This is a genomic window from Bacillus sp. UNC41MFS5 (assembly GCF_000686805.1).
The window spans coordinates 164,271-182,263 of record NZ_JMLP01000011.1; the positions used below are offsets into that span (position 1 = coordinate 164,271).

At 41.6% G+C, this 17,993-nt stretch carries 17 protein-coding genes; 4 read left to right on the forward strand and 13 right to left on the reverse strand.

What is annotated here, in order from left to right; all coding sequences use genetic code 11:
- Positions 1-2: 2 nt before the first annotated feature.
- From BR30_RS0105730 to BR30_RS0105740, 3 genes are read right to left on the reverse strand one after another with little or no spacing between them, the layout of a single operon-like run.
- Entirely contained in the window at positions 3-833 is an 831-nt protein-coding gene (locus tag BR30_RS0105730) for a carbohydrate ABC transporter permease (RefSeq protein ID WP_026564180.1), read from the reverse strand.
- Positions 820-1,698, reverse strand: coding sequence for a carbohydrate ABC transporter permease (locus BR30_RS0105735; protein ID WP_026564181.1), 879 nt, complete (start codon positions 1,696-1,698; stop codon positions 820-822). Before BR30_RS0105735 ends, BR30_RS0105730 begins: the two co-directional genes overlap by 14 nt.
- Positions 1,698-3,017 (reverse strand): extracellular solute-binding protein, encoded by a 1,320-nt coding sequence (locus BR30_RS0105740; protein WP_026564182.1) that lies wholly within the window; start codon positions 3,015-3,017, stop codon positions 1,698-1,700. Before BR30_RS0105740 ends, BR30_RS0105735 begins: the two co-directional genes overlap by 1 nt.
- 469 nt (positions 3,018-3,486) lie before the next feature.
- Here BR30_RS0105740 and BR30_RS0105745 point away from each other — a divergent pair, with 469 nt between their 5' ends.
- The 3 genes from BR30_RS0105745 to BR30_RS0105755 all read left to right on the forward strand — a co-directional run bounded on the left by BR30_RS0105745 (position 3,487) and on the right by BR30_RS0105755 (position 6,018).
- Positions 3,487-4,506: a LacI family DNA-binding transcriptional regulator gene (locus tag BR30_RS0105745; RefSeq protein WP_026564183.1), complete on the forward strand. Its 1,020-nt coding sequence runs from the start codon at positions 3,487-3,489 to the stop codon at positions 4,504-4,506.
- Between the two features lie 8 nt (positions 4,507-4,514).
- Entirely contained in the window at positions 4,515-5,036 is a 522-nt protein-coding gene (locus BR30_RS0105750; protein ID WP_442852956.1) for an AAA family ATPase, read from the forward strand.
- Between the two features lie 76 nt (positions 5,037-5,112).
- Positions 5,113-6,018: an aminoglycoside phosphotransferase family protein gene (locus tag BR30_RS0105755; RefSeq protein ID WP_026564185.1), complete on the forward strand. Its 906-nt coding sequence runs from the start codon at positions 5,113-5,115 to the stop codon at positions 6,016-6,018.
- Between the two features lie 169 nt (positions 6,019-6,187).
- Here BR30_RS0105755 and BR30_RS0105760 read toward each other — a convergent pair whose 3' ends face one another.
- A complete protein-coding gene (locus BR30_RS0105760) occupies positions 6,188-7,189 on the reverse strand; it encodes a LacI family DNA-binding transcriptional regulator (RefSeq protein WP_026564186.1) in 1,002 nt (333 codons plus the stop codon).
- Between the two features lie 241 nt (positions 7,190-7,430).
- On the opposite strand from BR30_RS0105760, the gene BR30_RS35130 reads away from it, so the two are divergent.
- A complete protein-coding gene (locus BR30_RS35130) occupies positions 7,431-9,212 on the forward strand; it encodes a glycoside hydrolase family protein (protein WP_051633476.1) in 1,782 nt (593 codons plus the stop codon).
- A gap of 137 nt (positions 9,213-9,349) precedes the next feature.
- Here BR30_RS35130 and corA read toward each other — a convergent pair whose 3' ends face one another.
- The 9 genes from corA to BR30_RS0105810 all read right to left on the reverse strand — a co-directional run bounded on the left by corA (position 9,350) and on the right by BR30_RS0105810 (position 17,970).
- Positions 9,350-10,297, reverse strand: coding sequence for a magnesium/cobalt transporter CorA (corA, locus tag BR30_RS0105770; RefSeq protein ID WP_026564187.1), 948 nt, complete (start codon positions 10,295-10,297; stop codon positions 9,350-9,352).
- Positions 10,298-10,518: 221 nt separating this feature from the next.
- Positions 10,519-10,962: a P-loop nucleotide/nucleoside kinase family protein gene (locus tag BR30_RS0105775; protein WP_035445089.1), complete on the reverse strand. Its 444-nt coding sequence runs from the start codon at positions 10,960-10,962 to the stop codon at positions 10,519-10,521.
- A 460-nt stretch (positions 10,963-11,422) separates the two neighbouring features.
- Entirely contained in the window at positions 11,423-11,950 is a 528-nt protein-coding gene (locus BR30_RS0105780) for a chromate transporter (protein WP_026564189.1), read from the reverse strand.
- Positions 11,950-12,522, reverse strand: a complete 573-nt coding sequence (locus BR30_RS0105785; protein ID WP_026564190.1) for a chromate transporter — start codon at positions 12,520-12,522, stop codon at positions 11,950-11,952. The genes BR30_RS0105780 and BR30_RS0105785 overlap by 1 nt, the downstream gene beginning before the upstream one ends.
- Positions 12,523-12,544: 22 nt before the next feature.
- A complete protein-coding gene (locus BR30_RS0105790) occupies positions 12,545-14,155 on the reverse strand; it encodes a gamma-glutamyltransferase family protein (protein WP_026564191.1) in 1,611 nt (536 codons plus the stop codon).
- Between the two features lie 34 nt (positions 14,156-14,189).
- Positions 14,190-15,197: an ABC transporter ATP-binding protein gene (locus BR30_RS0105795; protein ID WP_026564192.1), complete on the reverse strand. Its 1,008-nt coding sequence runs from the start codon at positions 15,195-15,197 to the stop codon at positions 14,190-14,192.
- Positions 15,194-16,168 (reverse strand): ABC transporter ATP-binding protein, encoded by a 975-nt coding sequence (locus BR30_RS0105800; protein WP_026564193.1) that lies wholly within the window; start codon positions 16,166-16,168, stop codon positions 15,194-15,196. The genes BR30_RS0105795 and BR30_RS0105800 overlap by 4 nt, the downstream gene beginning before the upstream one ends.
- A gap of 18 nt (positions 16,169-16,186) precedes the next feature.
- Positions 16,187-17,017, reverse strand: coding sequence for an ABC transporter permease (locus BR30_RS0105805; protein WP_026564194.1), 831 nt, complete (start codon positions 17,015-17,017; stop codon positions 16,187-16,189).
- Complete coding sequence (locus BR30_RS0105810) at positions 17,017-17,970, reverse strand: ABC transporter permease (RefSeq protein WP_026564195.1); 954 nt, start codon at positions 17,968-17,970, stop codon at positions 17,017-17,019. The genes BR30_RS0105805 and BR30_RS0105810 overlap by 1 nt, the downstream gene beginning before the upstream one ends.
- Positions 17,971-17,993 lie beyond the last annotated feature (23 nt).

A 17,993-nucleotide genomic window follows, 5' to 3' on the forward strand; every position in this document is an offset into this window, starting at 1 on the left:
AATTACTTAAGTGTAAATTGCATTCCTTCTTGGAACTTTTTCGCGAATAGTAAGAAGATAATAATGATTGGCATTGTTAATAACACAGCAGCCGCGTACATAGGACCTGGATAGCCGCCGTAAGGACCGAACATTTGTGATAAAAGGACGTTCAGCGTTAGCATATTATCGCTTTTCGCGACTAACATATCCCATAACAACTCTGTCCATCTTTCCATAAACAAGAATAAGAAGATAACGGTCGTAATCGATTTCGACATTGGCAGGACGATTTTAAACATGATTTGCAATTCACTCGCCCCATCCAATTTTGCCGCTTCAATAAATGTATCTGGTATCGCCTTAAAGAAGTTCGTATACATAAATACCGCCCATAAGCTGAGGGCTTTTGGTAAAATCATTCCCCAATAAGAGTCATACATGCCGAGTCTTTGAATCACAAGGAACGTAGGGATTAACAAAATAATCGCCGGGAAAAACATTTGAAATAAAATAACGTTATTAACAGTGTCTCTTCCTTTAAAAGGCATTTTCGCTAATGCATACGCAACCATAACACCTGTGACCATCATTAAAAATGTGGATGCACCTGAAACGATAAAACTGTTAAAAAACGCATTAAGCCATGGCCTTGGGATGACCGCTTCGCCTCCACCAAGCAACCATTGATACGATTTCAAGCTGTACTCTGTTGGAATTAGCTTCTTATCTACTTGATCCCAAACAGCAAAAGAATTTAACACCATATAAATATACGGAAAGATCATAATCAGTAAGAGAACAACGGCAATTAGGTAACGAAACAATAATCCGTTTTTCTTAGCTCCACCCATTTCGTTTCCCCCACATTTCTAAGAGTTTTCGAATGATAAATATTGAAATAAACGTTACTACAGACGCAATAATGGCAATCGCTGAAGCATAACCCGCTTGAAGATTCGTGAACGCTCTTGTAAAAATCTCCATTTGCCATGTATTGGTTGCAAAATTTGGTCCTCCACCTGTTAATTGATACACCTCTGTGAAAATACCAAACGTAACACCAATCGATAGGATTAATACTGTAAACAAAGCCGGGTACAGAAGCGGAAAGGTGATCTTCCAAAAACGCTGCCAGCCTGTTACCCCATCAATACTAGCTGCTTCATACACTTCCTTATCAATACTCTCAAACCCTGACGTTAAAATCAGCGCATAGTAGCCAGTGAATTTCCAAGCGATAATCATCGCAACTACAAAGAGTGCAGCAAAAGGTGTTCCAAGCCAGTTAATATCTAATCCAAATGACCCTCGCAAGAATTCATTCAACGGACTGTTGTAAGATAAAATTCCTTTAACGATAAATGACGATACAACCCCTGATGCTAAATAAGGGAGGAAAAAACCAATTAAAAACAATCCTTTAAATTTAGGTAGTCCTTGAACGATTAGTGCAACGATAATCGAAGATGCCACTACTAATGGAACAAATAGGGCCATAAATTTAAAGGATACAAAAAATGCACTCTGCACACCTGGGCTTTTGAAAGCCTGCATGTAATTTTCAAATCCAACGAAAGTAAAAGTTGGAGCAATTAAATTCCAATCGGTTACCGATAAAAACAGTGACCACACTAGTGGAATCAGAAAGAAAACGACCGCATATATAAGATAAGGACTGGCAAATAGCCAGCCCATCCTTCCTTGCTTTGTGCTCATTATTTCAGAGCCCCCTCAATTGCTTCTTGCATGTCCTTCCAGGCAGTTTTCGGATCTTTCTCACCTTTTACCACTGGATTGAAAGCATGTTGACCAATTAATGTTTGAATATCATTGTATTTCGCGTTATCCATTGGAGGGATACCATTTGGAACGGCAGCTGCATATGGTTGTAATGCTGGGTTTTTGTCAAAGAACGCTTTAAACGCATCGTTTGATGTTAAATCATCACGAGCAGGTGGTAAGCTTGTCTTTTCAAGCCATTTCACATCATTTTCAGGTTTTGAATAAACCCACTTAATAAATTCCATTGCTGCTTTTTGTTCATCTTTTGTTGCAGAAGCGTAAACAACTAGACCTTTTGTATCAGCAAACGTTTTAACATTAGTAGTATCCATACCATCTGGAACAGGTGGTGCTGCTAAAGTATACGTTTCGTTGAATTTCAAATCCGGGAATTTTTCTGCCCAGTATGGAATAGTCCAAGGACCAACATCGACGAAGATTCCTAACCCACTTTCAAACGGATCTTTTGACTGTCTTGTTAATAAGGCATCTGCTTTACGAAGATCATCCATTAAGCCAAGTACCTGTTCGCCAGCTTTTTTATCAGCAGTGAATTTCGTTCCTTCAACAAACTTGTTACCGTTTGATGCAGCATCATACAACATGAAGAAGTCGAACCATCTTTTCCAAGCTGTTGGGTCGGCAAGGTCTGCTTTTGCCCATAAGTATTTATCAGGATATTTCGCTTTTAATTTCTTCGCTACATCTAGCATTTCGCTATAGGTTTTTGGCGGCTCGTTGTAGCCAAGCTCTTTTAAGATGTCTAATCTCCAGCCAAATAACATCGCATTTGAGTAAATTGGTAATACGTATTGGTGGCCGTCAGCAAATTCCCAGCCCTTCATCGTATTTTCCATGTGACGGTTTTTCTTTACTTCATCCCATCCATCTAATTCATCTAATGGCACAAGTGCTTTACTATCAGATAATTGAGCGGCAAACCCACGGTTAATATTTTCAGACATGGTAGGTGCACTTTTACCAGCAATCGCAGATTGGATACTCGCTTCAGATGTTGGGCTTTCCTTCATAGGACTTACATTAACTTTGATCTTAGGATTTTCCTTTGTAAACTCTGCTGCGACTTCCTTCCAATATACTTGCTGTGTTGGGTTTGGAGCAGCCCAGAATTCAATTGTTGTTACTCCATCCTTTTTTCCTGTTTCTTGCTCTTTGTTGTTACCTGTAGAACAGGCAGCAAGACCAGAAACAGTGAGTGAAGCCGCAAATAAGATCGATGCCACTTTTTTCATTTTCATCTTATATTCCTCCATTGTTTAATATCTAATCCAAACACTTGCTATAAAAATAGTAATTCCCTAAACAACATGTAAATCACACTTATTTTTTTACTTTTATCCCATGATGCATTTACCTAATTTGACAGCGCTATCATCGAGCTTTAAAAAAAAGTATAATAGTTGTAATCACAGTCAAAAATAGACTATTTAACCGAAATCCCTCATTTCTCAACAGCAATGATAGAATTACAAAATTATAAATAATTATTTAATAACGTTATTATCTGCCTTACAAATGTAATTATTACACCTTACTTTCATGATGTCAATCATTAATTACTAGAATTCTAAAGTCGAAAGTACATCAATCACCATATTCGTCATCTACACCACTCTTGTAATTGTTCGCTTGTAACGTTACAATATAATTACAAACAGTGACACTTTATTATTAAGATATAGATTAAGGGAGAACAAAGAAATGGAAAAAAAAGTGACCATGCAGGATATAGCGGATCGGTTAAATATCTCGAAAAACTCGGTTTCCCAAGCATTATCTGGAAAGCCGGGAGTTAGTGAAGATACCCGAAGGCTTGTACAAAATACTGCCGATGAATTAGGTTATTCCTATTCTAATAGTAGGAATCAAAAGCAAGTTGAAAAAAAGACACTAAAAAACATCGCTCTAATTGCTTCTGATTATGCTTTTTCACTTAAAAGCTTTTTTGGTGAAATTTACTTAAGTGTTGAAAAAGAGCTTAGAGCTCGCGGGATGAATTTGTTTATTGAATCGATTGATAGCGAAGCCAAAAATAATTTAACGCTGCCTTCCTTATTAACAAATCACGAAATTGATGGCATTTTAATCCTATCTCATATCAGTACCGACTATATTTCTACGATAATAAATACTGGTATCCCTACTGTATTAATTGATCATCATGAACCGTACCTAGAGGCTGATTCGATCCTGACAAATAATCGGTTCGGAGCCTACACTGCTGTAGAACATTTAATTCAATTAGGGCATCGCGAAATAGCGTTTGTAGGTAATGTGGACATTTCTCCTAGCTATCAAGAAAGATTAGAAGGATACCTGCTAGCTTTAAAAAGATACGGGATAAGCCCTAATGAAGATTTTATATTAACAAACACACAGGAAAATCAGCATGATATCCATTTATTTCTTAACGGCCTTCAAGACATGCCTTCAGCATGGTTTTGTGTGAATGACGGTAAAGGTTTCCTAGTTACATCCATTTTGCAGCAAAGAGGTTTCAAAGTACCCGAAGATGCCTCTGTATGCAGCTTTGATAATGGGCAATTGTCACAAATTGCAACCCCTATGATTACAACAATGGATATCGATTTAAATTATTACGGTAAAAAGGCAGTCGAACAACTTTGTTGGAGAATGGAAAACAAAGAAGAACCGATCCAGGAAATCCTGTTACCAACCAAATTAATCATAAGAGAGTCTACAGCTAAGAAAAAACAATAATCATCGGAGTGTATCATTTGAAAACCATTTATATTATTTCTGGACCTTGCGGAGTGGGCAAATCATCTCTTGCAAAAGAACTAACACGAAACGTAAAGAAAAGTGCCCTTATTAAAGGAGATGACTTCCTCTCCATGTTTGAGGAAGGCTCTGTGCCACCTTGGGAAGAAAATATTGTCATCATGTGGAAAAACATACTTTCGGTAACGCAAACATTGATTCAACATGATTACAATGTGATTATCGATATTGTTGTGGAAGATGAGTTAGAGTGGTTCTGCAGGCATTTTTCATATCTAAATTTAAAGATTAAGTATGTTGTCTTACGAGCAGATGAGAACAAGTTAATAGAACGTTTAAATAAGCGTGGAGATCAATTTTTAATTGACCGCTCCATATTTTTGCTAAATCAACTTGAGAATTCACCAGCAAATACGAAACATCTTTACGACACCACTCATAAAAATCCGGCTGAAGTTTTAAAGGATATTATGAATTCTTCTCATTTTGATTTAGATATTTCTAAATAAACGTTTTACGCCACTTTCTGATAAAAATATGCTTTATATATGTTTTTTAGAGCCGCATTCACTAGGAGGTTTCTTCATGACCAATTCAAATCACGCACCAGAAATCAACCTATCTCTCGTGAAACGGTTGATTTCCGGGCAATTTCCGGAATGGACAGACCTTGCCCTTGAGCCGTTCCACTCCTCCGGGACGGAAAATGCCATCTATCGTCTCGGTGAAGATATGTTCGTGCGATTACCCCTTGGCGATTGGGCCATCAATCAGGTAAAGAAGGAGCAGCAGTGGCTGCCGTTCCTTGCCTCGCACTTACCACTTACCATCCCTGAACCTCTCGCGTTTGGATTGCCCGCCGAGGGTTACCCTTGGCGCTGGTCCGTGTATCGATGGATCAAGGGTGAGAACGCAATTATGGGGCACATTGACAATCCATACCAAGCGGCGACCGAGCTGGCTCATTTTGTAACCGCCCTGCAGCGGATCAATCCCGCCGGCGGTCCGCCCCCAGGGGATCACAACTTCGGACGCGGCCTGCCACTTGCCATGCGAGATGCCGGCGTCCGCGAAGCAATTGCAAATCTGCACAACACAATTGATACCGATGCGGCAACCCTGGCGTGGGAGGCAGCACTCCAGGCACCCGTGTGGGACGGTCCGCCCGTCTGGATCCACGGAGATCTCCTTCCCGGGAACCTGCTTGTCGAACAAGGGCGACTCAGTGCAGTCATCGACTTCGGGGGCCTTGGCGTGGGAGATCCCGCAACAGACTGGATGTTCGCGTGGAATTTGCTTTCCGTCGAAAACCGAGAAATGTTGCGAGTAGCTCAATCAGTTGACGACGCAACCTGGGCACGCGGGCGTGGCTGGGCATTGTCAGTAGGACTGATTGCCCTTCCTTATTACCAAAGCAGCAACCCTGTTTTCGCTAGTGTCGCCCGCCGCCTAATTGATGAAGTTCTCGCCGATTACAAGAAAGGCCTATGATTTGAAGTTACTTTACTGAAAAGTTGTTGCTTTTTATAAAAGGCAAAAATGGGGATTCGCGGCAATCAGACAAGATCACCGTGAATCCCCATAAATTCCGTTACCAGGCACATCTAAAAAATGAAGTTTAAAGTCCCCCCATTCCATTATCCATTTTTCACTATCCGTTTTATAGTTTAGTCGTGTTCCTTTCAACCAATTCGGTAGTAAGCAATATCTTCTCAAACGGTTTTTCCATATTTTCGATTCGTCGGTAGAGCTGTACCACCGAGCGATTTGCAAAATGCTCTTTGTTTATCGCAATCGTCGAAAGCTGAGGTAAAGACAGTGTTGCATAAATAGAATCGTCAAACCCACAGACAGAACATTGCTCAGGTACGCGAACCCCAAGTTTATCCAAGCTTCGAGTAATTAAAAAACCAATGTGGTCATTTGCGCAAAACCAGGCGTCTGGCAACAAGTGTAATGACTGGATATAGGCATTCACCAAAGACTCCTGCTCATTTACATGGTGGTTTATCCACTGACTTTCAACAAAAAGCCCCTCTTCCTCCATCGCATCAAGAAATCCTTCAAACCTTTCACGATAGCTCGGTGACTTTGCTATTTCTCCGATAAAGCCAACCGATCTCGCTCCTTTAGTTATCAATTGTTTAGTGGCTAGATAAGCTCCCTTTCTGTTATCCGTCAAAACAGAATCCACATTCAGATTAGGATCATGGTGATCGACCAAAACAACTGGTATACCCGATTGAATAATCGCTTGAATGAACTCCTTTCGAAGATGTGATAGTACCAGGAGTCCATCTACCTTTTTTTCAGTTACAAAGGAAGGCAATAACAAGTTTTCTTCACTTTCCTTATCTACTGCATGAAGCAATAAATGACCTTCTCTGCTTTTGATTTCCTTTTCAATATGTAAATTAATCACACCAAAAAAGGTGTTCTCAGCAAATATTTCCTCTCTAGCAATTAATCCGATCATGTGAGCAGATTTCATAGAGGTTTTCGTTTTCAGTTTTTCCAGCGGATACCCAATTTCCAGTGCTGTGTCCAACACCTTCTCCCGTAATTCTTCACTTACACCTGCCCGTCCCGTTAATGCCAGAGACACAGAGTTCTTCGAAATTCCAAGCTGATCAGCAATTCGTTGCATCGTGGGTTTCCTCATTGTAAACCTCCCATTTTGTTACGCTTTTTTATATAGTACAAATTTTGTCAAGTAATTGTCAAGTAGAGTTGTTTTTATTAATATTCCTTAATAGCATTAATAATCATGCGAATTATTAACATTACTTTCGACTCATTTAATTGACAAAACGATAAAGTAAATTGAAAAATCACGTGACAGATGATAAAATAAAGCCACATCTTGATAGCGCTTACAGAAGATTATCATAAAGGAGGATATTATGAAATTATTTCAAATGATTCTAGCTTTACTTCTTGTATTTAGCTTGGCTGTTCCAACAGGAGCTAAAGCCATGGAAACCGAAAAGGTTGAGGTTAATCTTAATCACCTTGATTTTTTGAATGAAGAAGTCACCATCGACGGTAAGGAGATGTTAATAACCCATATTTATTCGGAATTTCCCGATTACAACTGGGTGGATGCATCTGGAGAAGGAATTGCCTGCGTTGACGATGTTGCCCGGGCAGCGATAGTTTATTTAAATCATTATGAACAAACTGGCAATAAGGAATCGCTGGACAAAGCAAAAAAAGCATTAAACTTTGTCATGCATATGCAAGCTGCAGACGGTGAATTTTATAACTTTATTAATCGTGATTTTTCCATCAATACCGATGGCCCTACTAGCAAAAAGTCTTTTGACTGGTGGGCAGCTCGAGGTATGTGGGCGCTCGGCCATGGATATAAAGTATTCTCGAAAGCAGACCCTGCTTATGCAAAAGAATTGGAGAAAAGCTTTTTACTAGCCAATGATGCCCTACAGCGCAAAGTGAACACGAAGTATGGTGAATACCTTGTGATTCATGGCTACAAAATCCCTGCCTGGATCGGTGGATTTGATGCTATGTCCAACAGTTTACTAGGTTTAGCAGAATATTATAGCGTCAAGCCCCTTCCCGTAATCAAGGATTCCATGCTTAAAGTCGGACGTGGACTCGAAGAATATCAATTCGGTTCAGCCGATCAGTATCCTTTTGGCGCTCATTTAGATTGGGAAGGCTCCCCTACTCTCTGGCATGCATGGGGCAGCGGCCAATCTTTCGCTCTTGCTAAAGCCGGAGCCGTATTGAAGAAAAAACAATGGATTGATTCTGCTAAACAAGAAGCGGATCAATGGTTTAGTCATCTCCTTGTGTCTGGAATGATCAAAGAAATGGCACCTACCGCAGCTAAAGATGAACAAATTGCTTATGGAGTCAATATGCTTACTCAGACGTTTACAGAATTGTATAAAGCATCCCATCAGAAAAAATATGCCCAGTATGCTGGTATCACAGCTTCCTGGTTCACTGGTAACAATGATGCAAACTTTGTGATGTACGATTCAAAAACTGGAAGAGGTTACGACGGATTAAACGGCGTGACTGGAAAAATGAACAGGAACTCCGGTGCAGAATCAACGATTGAAGCATTACTAGCTATCCAGGCTGTGCAAGTGATTCCACAAGCGAAGAGTATGCTTCATGTGAAAACAACCGAAAGGCACACGACAGAAGTTTATGAAGCTGAAGGTTTCACGGCACAAGAAGGGACGCCGGAAATCATCACTCCCGCTAGTCCATGGACAGGTGATGCACTTTACAGCGGAAAAGTAGTTAAACTATCTAAGAATGATAGTATCAAATTAGAAGTTGAACCTAAGAAAAAAGGCGAATACCTACTGTACGCAGCTCTAGAGCGAAAACATTCTCAAGAAGCAATGAATTTGGAAGTTCGCTTGGATGATCGACTGATCCGTTCAATCCCAGTATCCGACTCTCCAGACTCTGATTATTTAACGCACGTAAAATTAACTAAGCCAATCAGCCTCGATACAAACAAGCATAAGGTTACTCTTACGCTAAAATCCAACAGCAGTGAAGCGTTATTGGTAGATAATCTAGCCCTTCAACCAGTTGTTGAATACGCCACATTTGCCAAAGGAAATGGTGAATCCTATAAATTGGAACGGCATTTGGTAAAAGGGAAGAATAAATTAAAGTTCCAGCCAAAAAATAAATAACCTAATTTCCACTTAAAGCAAACACCCTTGTCTACTTCTTTGACAAGGGTGTTTGTTTAGTTTTACTAGATTATTTTCTTTGCATCGTAGAAATATATTTTTTAACAACTTCATAAACAATCTTCATTGGTCGTTGGTTACTTTTTAAATAACCAGCCTTTTTTGTAAAACCATAAAATCATTACAGTTACTATTATCGCCATAACCCCTAGAGTGAAAAAATAGCCGTATTTCCAATGTAACTCTGGCATATGATCAAAATTCATTCCGTACACTCCCACAATAAATGTAAGTGGCATAAAAATGGTTGTTATAACGGTAAGGGTCATCATAATGGAGTTCATTCGATTGGATTGAATGGACATGTAATTCTCCCTCATATCAGAAGTAACGTCTTGATTATTAGAAATCATATCCGTTAACTTCAGCATGTGATCATATATATCGGAAAAATAATGGTGAATTTGCTTTGTGTCCTGAATTCGCTTCGAGTTTATCATCCGGTATAACAAATCTCTCATCGGAATGATCGTTTTCCGCAAACGAATCAGATCTCTGCGAATCTCATAAACCTCTTCGATGATTTTTTTGCTGCTTGCTTCTTTCTCTTCATATTCATTAAGTTTATCCTCAATTTGATGCAAAATTGGAAAATAGCAATCTACTAATTCATCAATAATGCTATGAAGAACATATAACGGTCCCACTTTTTCCATTTCTTTACTTGCAAATAATTTTTGCTTAACCATGTCTATCGCCTCATCCTTCTCCTTATGAAAAGACACGACGTAGTTTTCTCCTACAAAAACATCTATCTCCTCGCACCTTATTGTTTTACTTAATGAATGTAAAATAAAGAAAAGGACGCCATCATAATAATTCATATTGGGGCGCTGGATAAAATGCAGGCAATCATCAATCGCCAAGGGATGAAAGTGGAAAAATTCACTTAACAACTTTGTTTCCTCATTAGTTGGTTCCTCAAAATCCACCCAATAAAATTTGAATCGATCTGACCTTAATTCTTCCTTCTTTACATCTTTTATCAACTGGTTATCTTGTGTAATAGCATAGGTAAAAATCATTCATAAACCTCACCTTTATTGATTTCAGCCTTTCTAATTTGCACGATCTCTTTTTAACTCTCATTTTCAGCATTCAAATAATAATTTTTGACAAAAATCGCCCGCCCCCCTCTCCAAACGAAAGCGGTGGCCGATTTGTTGTTTTCTGCTAAACTGCACTGTTTGTAAAAAAACTTCTCAACTTTTTGTTGAAACGCACTCTTTACTTTAGCAGAAAGAACTTATGTTTCAAGCTCTTCCTGAGCTGGAGGCTCAAAAAGGAGCATGTACTCTTTAAGGTCTTTCTCTGATAACCGAAAGGTACCTGGTGGAAGGTTAGCATTCCTTCCTGTCAAACGTTCTAACAAAACCTCTTCAGATACATCTAAAAAATGGATCTTAAAGCCCACCCCTAATTCTGCTGCTCTTGAGCGAAAATCATCTCGCTCGCTACGACCCCAAAATCCAAAGTCTAAAATAACATCAACACCAAGAACTAACACTCTAGTTGCCACATCCCAAAGGAGACTTTCTACTAAGTCGTGTCTAGCATCGTGGTCTTTATTCTCCATATCATGTCCAAATAAGCGAATATGCCATTCATCAGGAGTTAGTCTTAGTGCAGAATATTGTTTTTCGAGTTTCCGTGATATGGTGGTTTTTCCACTGCACGGCAGACCAACCATTAAATGAAGGGTCGCTATTGTTCACACCCCCGATCCATCGTATTATCTACTATCCTTTGTCCAATTGGATAAAAGCTTTGGGTATAGATATAAGTATTATGAATCTTTATGATTTTTATGTGCTTGCAGCTATTTTAAGGGATAAGTTTAATACCGTTTTAACATGTTAGATAATTCTTAGAAAGAGACTTAAAGATCACATGATCTTTGCGTTTTTAGGGTTGAGGACATGTTCTCATTACCTATTGCAACCCTCGAACATATTATAGAACAAAAAGAGGATGTAATTATTTCAAACAGATTATTATGACTTAACAGCAGCATTTCAATTCTCATAATAATTAAAAACAAAGGGAAGGTTCTCATGGTCAAAGAAGAATGTTAGTTCCTACCACAAGAACCGCCCCCTGGTCTTTCTTCAAACAACAAACAAAAAACCAGAGGAACTGTCCCCCTGGTCTTACAAATTGATCGCCCCGTATATGAGTGAAGCAAATACTATCAATCCGGGGTGTACTTTCACTTTTTCCAATAGTAAATAACTGCCTATTCCTAAGAATAGAATGTGCCCTATTCCGATTTGGAAGTAAGATTCATAGAATGATTGAAAGGTCATCACTCCTAGAAGCACTGCAATGGTCGGTTTGACATAAAGCGTCATCCGTTTGACTTGCGGAGACTTCCTAAACTTATAAAGAAGACCCATTAGAGTAAGCATGAGAATTAGCGACGGAGTCACCGTTGCAAATACGGCCAGCAATGAGCCAAAATAGCCGCTTACTTGAAACCCAATGTAGCCAGCCATCTTGGTGGCAATCGGTCCAGGCAAGGCATTTCCCATGGCTAAAGCTTCATTAAATTCTTGTGTAGTTAACCAATGATAGTGCTCTACCACTTCTTTTTGAATAAGAGGGATGGTTGCTGGGCCTCCGCCATACCCTAAAATATTCGTAAGGAAAAAGGCCCAAAAGATATGCAAATAAATCATCATATGGATAATCCCTTCTGCTTGCTCCTTTTCACAGATGTATTAGTAGGTTTTACGACAGCAAAAACTAAAAGAGCTCCGATGACAAAGCCGGGATGAATACCGAAGAATTCGATTAGGACTAAGGCGACAATAATGTGCAAGGTGGTAAAAAACCACTTGAATCCTTTAATCGAACTCTGTACGAATTCCCAAGTTAAGACTCCAAGCATCACTGCTACTACCGGTACAAGTGCCTTTGTCATGCCTTGAACCCATTTCAAATCTTTGAACTCAACTAATGTACTAAGTAATATAATCATTAATATGATAGTAGGTAAAATGGTGGCAAAGATGGCGTTTATCATTCCAAGTACGCCACCAATGCGAAATCCGATATAGCCAGCCATCTTTGTTGCGATAGGACCGGGCAATGTATTTGCTATGGCTAACACATCGCCAAATTCCTCATTGTTCATCCATTTAAACCGTTCTACTACCTCTTTTTGAACGAGAGGAATCGTCGTAGGTCCCCCTCCATATCCAAACATGCTGCTGCGAAAAAATGCGATAAAAATGTCTCGTTGTTTCATAGAATCAATCCTTTACTGTGGATTACCAACTGGCAATGGCCCCATCTGTCCTTGATTCTGTGCCACCCATCAGTACACCTGTTTCAGGATTTCGCCATATAATTTGACCGCGGCCAAATGAACCTGAGTCTACCATAACTTTAATGTCATGTCCTTTTCGTACTAATTCTTCTGCAATGTGGAATGGGAATGATTTTTCTACTTCTACTGTTTTATCATTCTTCCATTGCCATCTTGGGGCATCTAAAGCTGCTTGAGGATGTAAGTGAAAATCGATCGTATTCATAATGACTTGAACATGCCCTTGCGGCTGCATGTATCCACCCATGACACCGAATGGTCCAACAGCTTGATCATCCTTCGTTAAAAATCCTGGAATGATCGTATGGTACGTTTTCTTACCACCTTTAAGGCAGTTGTAGTGTGTAGGGTCAAGACTGAAATCATGTCCTCGGTTTTGCATGGCAATTCCTGTTCTTGGTACGACAATCCCAGAACCAAAGCCCATGTAATTACTTTGGATAAACGATACCATGTTGCCCTCACCGTCAGCTGTTGCCAGGTACACGGTTCCTCCGCGCGGCGGTACACCTGGAGCTGGCGTGCCTGCTTCATTTCCAATCAGCGCTTGACGCTGCTGGCCATACGAAGTACTTAATAGCTCTTCTGCCGTTACACCCATATGCTTAGGGTCTGTAATGTATTGCTTGCCGCAAGTAAAAGCCAGCTTCATTGCTTCGATTTGTTTGTGGTATGTGTCTGTTACTTCTTTTGCTGTGAAATCAAATCCTTTTAGGATGTTTAGGGCCATAAGAGCAACGATACCTTGCCCGTTTGGCGGGATTTCCCAAACATCATAGCCGCGATAGTTTACCTTAATCGGATCAACCCACTCAGGTTGAAAGGCTGCCAAATCATCTTTGGTTAAATAGCCTCCGTGAACTTCAGAAGCTGCGGCGATTTTTTCTGCAATAGCCCCTTTGTAAAAACTTTCTCCGCTTGTTCTTGCGATTTGTTCTAGTGTGTCAGCGTGGTCAAGAGACGACCACATTTCTCCGACTTCAGGTGCTCGTCCCTTTGGTGCAAAGGTTTCAAACCAAGCTTCGAATTCGGCCCCTGTACAATTTTGTTTGTATTGTTCGAATGCCCTTTTCCAAAAGCGGCCGAGAGTAGGAGAAACAGGAAAGCCGTTTACCGCATAGTCAATGGCTGGCTTCATCACTTCTAGCAGCGGCAGGCGGCCAAAACGTTTTGATAATTCTACCCAAGCTGCCGGAGCACCTGGGACCGTAACCGGCACCCAGCCGTACTTTGGCATCTTTTCGTGTCCATCTTCTTTTACCTTCTCGATGGAGATATTCATTGGTGCTGGACCACTTGAATTTAGTCCGTGTAATTGTCCTTTTGTCCAAACAAGCGCAAAAGCGTCCCCCCCAATTCCGTTCGAGGTAGGCTCTACTACTGTCAAACAAGCAGCTGTTGCAATGGCTGCATCAATCGCATTGCCGCCTTTTTTCAAAATATCTAACCCTGCTTGTGCAGCTAAAGGCTGAGACGTAGCGACCATTCCATTCTTGGCATATACTACATTTCGTTGTGCTGTATAAGGATGATGCATGGCATCAAAATTCATGTTTTGTTACCTCCCCAGTCTCTAGCATTTTGATTTAACCTATCATTTCTTCTTTGGTTTCTTTTAACTTCCCCTCCGTAAAGAGATGACAGGAAACCTGATGTCCGCTATCCATGTCTCGGAGAATGGGAATGTTCGTTTTACAGCTTTCATTCGCGACCGGACAACGAGGATGGAAGGTGCATCCTGACGGCGGATTAGCCGGACTTGGCAAATCCCCTTTAAGGATGACCCGCTCCCGCTTCGCTTTCGGATTGGCAATCGGCACTGCCGATAATAAAGCTCTCGTATAGGGATGGCTTGGGTTGGTGAAAAGCTGCTTTTTATCGGCAATCTCCACCACACGCCCCAAATACATCACGGCAATCCGATCACATAAGTGCCTGACCACGGATAGATCGTGAGAAATGAAGATGAGCGTAAGATTAAACTCCTTCTTCAAATCTTTTAATAGATTTAAGACTTGCGATTGGATGGAAACATCAAGAGCAGAAACCGGTTCATCCGCAATAATCACCTGCGGGTTAAGGATGAGGGCGCGTGCAATCCCAATCCGCTGGCGCTGGCCACCCGAAAAATCATGTGGATGACGATCTAAATGCTCTTTCCGAAGCCCTACCACTTCGATAATTTCCTCTACTCTTTTCATCCGTTCTCCGCGGGATGAACCAATCCCATGCACTTTCAGCGGCTCAAGCAAAATCTGCCTAATCGTTTTACGTGGATTGAGAGACGCATAGGGATCCTGAAAGACCATTTGAATATCCTTGCGCATCTGGCGCATTTCTTCCTTGGACAGTTTCGCCAGATCCTTGCCATTGAACAACACTTCCCCAGCAGAAGGATCCAATAACCGCAGAATCGTCCTTCCGGTTGTCGATTTTCCACAGCCCGATTCCCCGACAATCCCTAAGGTCTCACCTGGCATTACTTGAAAATCTACCCCATCGACGGCTCGTACATCACCGGTTACTTTATTGAAAAATCCCGTTTTGATTGGAAAGTGTTTTTTTAACCCTTTGATTTCCAAAATGGGCTTCATGACGCATCCTCCTCCGTAACAAGCCAACAGCGGCATTTATGCTGGCTTTCAATTTCCTTCAGCTTTGGTGCCTGTTGATGACAGATCTCCTTCGCAAAGCTGCAACGGGGAGCAAACCGGCACCCTTTCGGCATCTCATACGGAAGCGGAACCGATCCGGGAATGGTATTCAGATATTCCTTCTCTTCCTCATAGGATGGAATCGAATCCATCAGCCCTATCGTATAGGGATGCTTCGGATTTTCAAACAAAGTCTCAACGTCAGTCTCCTCAACGACTTGGCCTGCGTACATGACGATCACGCGATCGCACATTTCGGCGACAACCCCTAAATCGTGGGTAATGAGCATGATAGAAGTTCCTGTTTTCTCTTTTAAATCTCGCATTAAGTCTAAGATTTGCGCCTGAATCGTTACATCAAGGGCCGTGGTTGGTTCATCGGCAATAATCAATTTGGGATCACACGCCATCGCCATGGCAATCATCACCCGCTGGCGCATTCCACCTGACAGCTGATGGGGATGTTCCCCATAAATCTCTTCCGCTCTGGGCATCCCAACCGCCTTTAGCATCTTAATGGCTCGTTCTTTGGCCTCTTGCTTGGAAATGTTCATATGGAGAATAATAGCTTCTTCAATTTGCTTCCCTACCGTATGTAACGGATTGAGAGAAGTCATCGGTTCCTGGAAGATCATCGCGATATCATTTCCCCGAACTTGCTGCATCTGCTTCTCCGGAAGGGAGATCAGTTCCTTTCCTTGGAAGGTTATGCTCCCTTCATTGCTGGCATTGGACGGCAGAAGCCGCATAACCGAAAGGCTAGTCACACTTTTACCGCACCCGGATTCCCCAACCACACCTAGCGTTTCACCCGGCTTTATGGAAAAATCTACACCATCGACAACCGCAACGGTGCCCATGTCTGTTTTAAACTTTGTTTTCAGATTCTTGACCTCCAAGATGGCACTCATGTTCACCTCTCCTTTCGATTATTTACGAATTCTTGGGTCCAAGGTTTGCTGTAATCCATCGCCTAGCAGATTAAATCCGAGAACAACCAAAAAGATGGCCATACCAGGAAAAATAGTCGCATAGGGTGACTCGGTCATGATGGTTTGGGCCTGGTTCAGCATACTTCCCCATGAGGGAGTCGGCGGCTGCACGCCTAATCCCAAATAGGATAAGGAGGCTTCTGCTAGAATTCCTGATGCCATAGCCAGAGTGGATTGAATGATAATCGGATTAAGGGCATTCGGCAGGATATGACTGAAAATAATGCGAAGATCTTTGACGCCTGTCGCTTTCGCCGCATGAATATATTCCATATTGCGAAGCTGCAGCACTTGTCCGCGTGTAATCCGGATAAAAGCGGGGGCAAACCCAATACCTATGGCGATCATCGCATTTCCAAATCCATTTCCCAACACGGCGGCAATGGCCAGTGCCAAGATAAGGAAAGGGAAAGCCTGCATCGCATCAACGGAACGCATAACCACCCATTCATCCCAAAATCCGCCAAAGTATCCGGCAAGAAGTCCAATCGGAACACCAATGAGGATAGCAATGCCTACAGATAATAACGCTGCTTTAATCGAAATTTGTGCTCCATAAACGACTCGGGAGAAGATATCCCTTCCTAAATCATCCGTTCCAAAAAAATGTTCCCCGCCTGGCGGCAAAAGAATAGCATTATAGTCTTGGGCGTTCGGATCAAAAGGGGCCAATTGATGGGCAAAAATAGCCATAAGAATCAAAGATAGAATAATAACCCCACCGAAAACACCTAATCCTGTCCGCAAAAACTTTTTGAATGTCTTCATTATGAAACCCCCTTGCCCGCTTTGATTCGAGGATCGATCACGGCATAAAGCAAATCAACGACTAGATTTACACCGACAACCAATACGGCCGATACTAAGATAGCTCCCTGTACGGTTACATAATCACGTTTAAAAACGGATTCTACGATGAGTCGGCCAAAGCCCGGAATGGAGAAAATCGATTCGGTAATAACCAATCCGCCAAGAAGTCCGGCAATCATCAATCCGGAGGTAGTCACAACCGGAATCATGGCATTGCGGAGCACATGTCCTAAAATGGTCTTCACTTCATTTAGCCCTTTCGCTTTAGCGGTACGGACAAAATCCATATTGACTACTTCGAGCAAAGAAGAGCGAAGCATTCTCATCAGAACCGCCGATTCCCGAAGACCTGTGGCCAAACAAGGTAAGATCATCGCCAGTAAATTCTGTGCTGGATTATCTGAAATCGGAACATAACCGGAGGCCGGAAGCCAGCCTAACTTAACGGAAAAATAAATAATAAACATCATCGCCAGCCAAAAGCTGGGGATACTCATCCCGCCCAAGGCAACAAATGTACTGGTATAGTCAAGGGCAGTTCCTCTTCTAACGGCAGCAAGGATACCGGCAGGAAAAGCAATCAGTAATGCGACCACAAAGGTACCAATCGTTAATTCAACCGTTGCAGGCAATCGTTGGGAAATCAGTTCGGTGACTGGAACCCGATCCGTGATCGATATTCCCAGATTTCCTGTCAAAACATGCCCGACCCAGGTAAAGTACTGAACAACAATAGGCTTATCCAATCCTAATTCTGCCCGAAGTGATTGATAGGCTTCTGGTGTCGCCTCTTGACCAAGAATGACCCGGGCTGGATCACCCGGGATCAAATGGATCAGAGAAAAGGTCAGAACCGACACTAGGAAGAGAATCGGAATGGTCAACAGCAAACGCCTAACGAGAAATTTCATGTCCTTCTCCTCCTCATTGTGTT

Coding starts and splice junctions, on each gene's coding strand:
- BR30_RS0105730 (WP_026564180.1), bottom strand. CDS start 833: ATGGGTGGAGCTAAGAAAAACGGATTATTGTTTCGTTACCTAATTGCC.
- BR30_RS0105735 (WP_026564181.1), bottom strand. CDS start 1,698: ATGAGCACAAAGCAAGGAAGGATGGGCTGGCTATTTGCCAGTCCTTAT.
- BR30_RS0105740 (WP_026564182.1), bottom strand. CDS start 3,017: ATGAAAAAAGTGGCATCGATCTTATTTGCGGCTTCACTCACTGTTTCT.
- BR30_RS0105745 (WP_026564183.1), top strand. CDS start 3,487: ATGGAAAAAAAAGTGACCATGCAGGATATAGCGGATCGGTTAAATATC.
- BR30_RS0105755 (WP_026564185.1), top strand. CDS start 5,113: ATGACCAATTCAAATCACGCACCAGAAATCAACCTATCTCTCGTGAAA.
- BR30_RS0105760 (WP_026564186.1), bottom strand. CDS start 7,189: ATGAGGAAACCCACGATGCAACGAATTGCTGATCAGCTTGGAATTTCG.
- BR30_RS35130 (WP_051633476.1), top strand. CDS start 7,431: ATGAAATTATTTCAAATGATTCTAGCTTTACTTCTTGTATTTAGCTTG.
- corA (WP_026564187.1), bottom strand. CDS start 10,297: ATGATTTTTACCTATGCTATTACACAAGATAACCAGTTGATAAAAGAT.
- BR30_RS0105775 (WP_035445089.1), bottom strand. CDS start 10,962: ATGGTTGGTCTGCCGTGCAGTGGAAAAACCACCATATCACGGAAACTC.
- BR30_RS0105780 (WP_026564189.1), bottom strand. CDS start 11,950: ATGATTTATTTGCATATCTTTTGGGCCTTTTTCCTTACGAATATTTTA.
- BR30_RS0105785 (WP_026564190.1), bottom strand. CDS start 12,522: ATGAAACAACGAGACATTTTTATCGCATTTTTTCGCAGCAGCATGTTT.
- BR30_RS0105790 (WP_026564191.1), bottom strand. CDS start 14,155: ATGAATTTTGATGCCATGCATCATCCTTATACAGCACAACGAAATGTA.
- BR30_RS0105795 (WP_026564192.1), bottom strand. CDS start 15,197: ATGAAGCCCATTTTGGAAATCAAAGGGTTAAAAAAACACTTTCCAATC.
- BR30_RS0105800 (WP_026564193.1), bottom strand. CDS start 16,168: ATGAGTGCCATCTTGGAGGTCAAGAATCTGAAAACAAAGTTTAAAACA.
- BR30_RS0105805 (WP_026564194.1), bottom strand. CDS start 17,017: ATGAAGACATTCAAAAAGTTTTTGCGGACAGGATTAGGTGTTTTCGGT.
- BR30_RS0105810 (WP_026564195.1), bottom strand. CDS start 17,970: ATGAAATTTCTCGTTAGGCGTTTGCTGTTGACCATTCCGATTCTCTTC.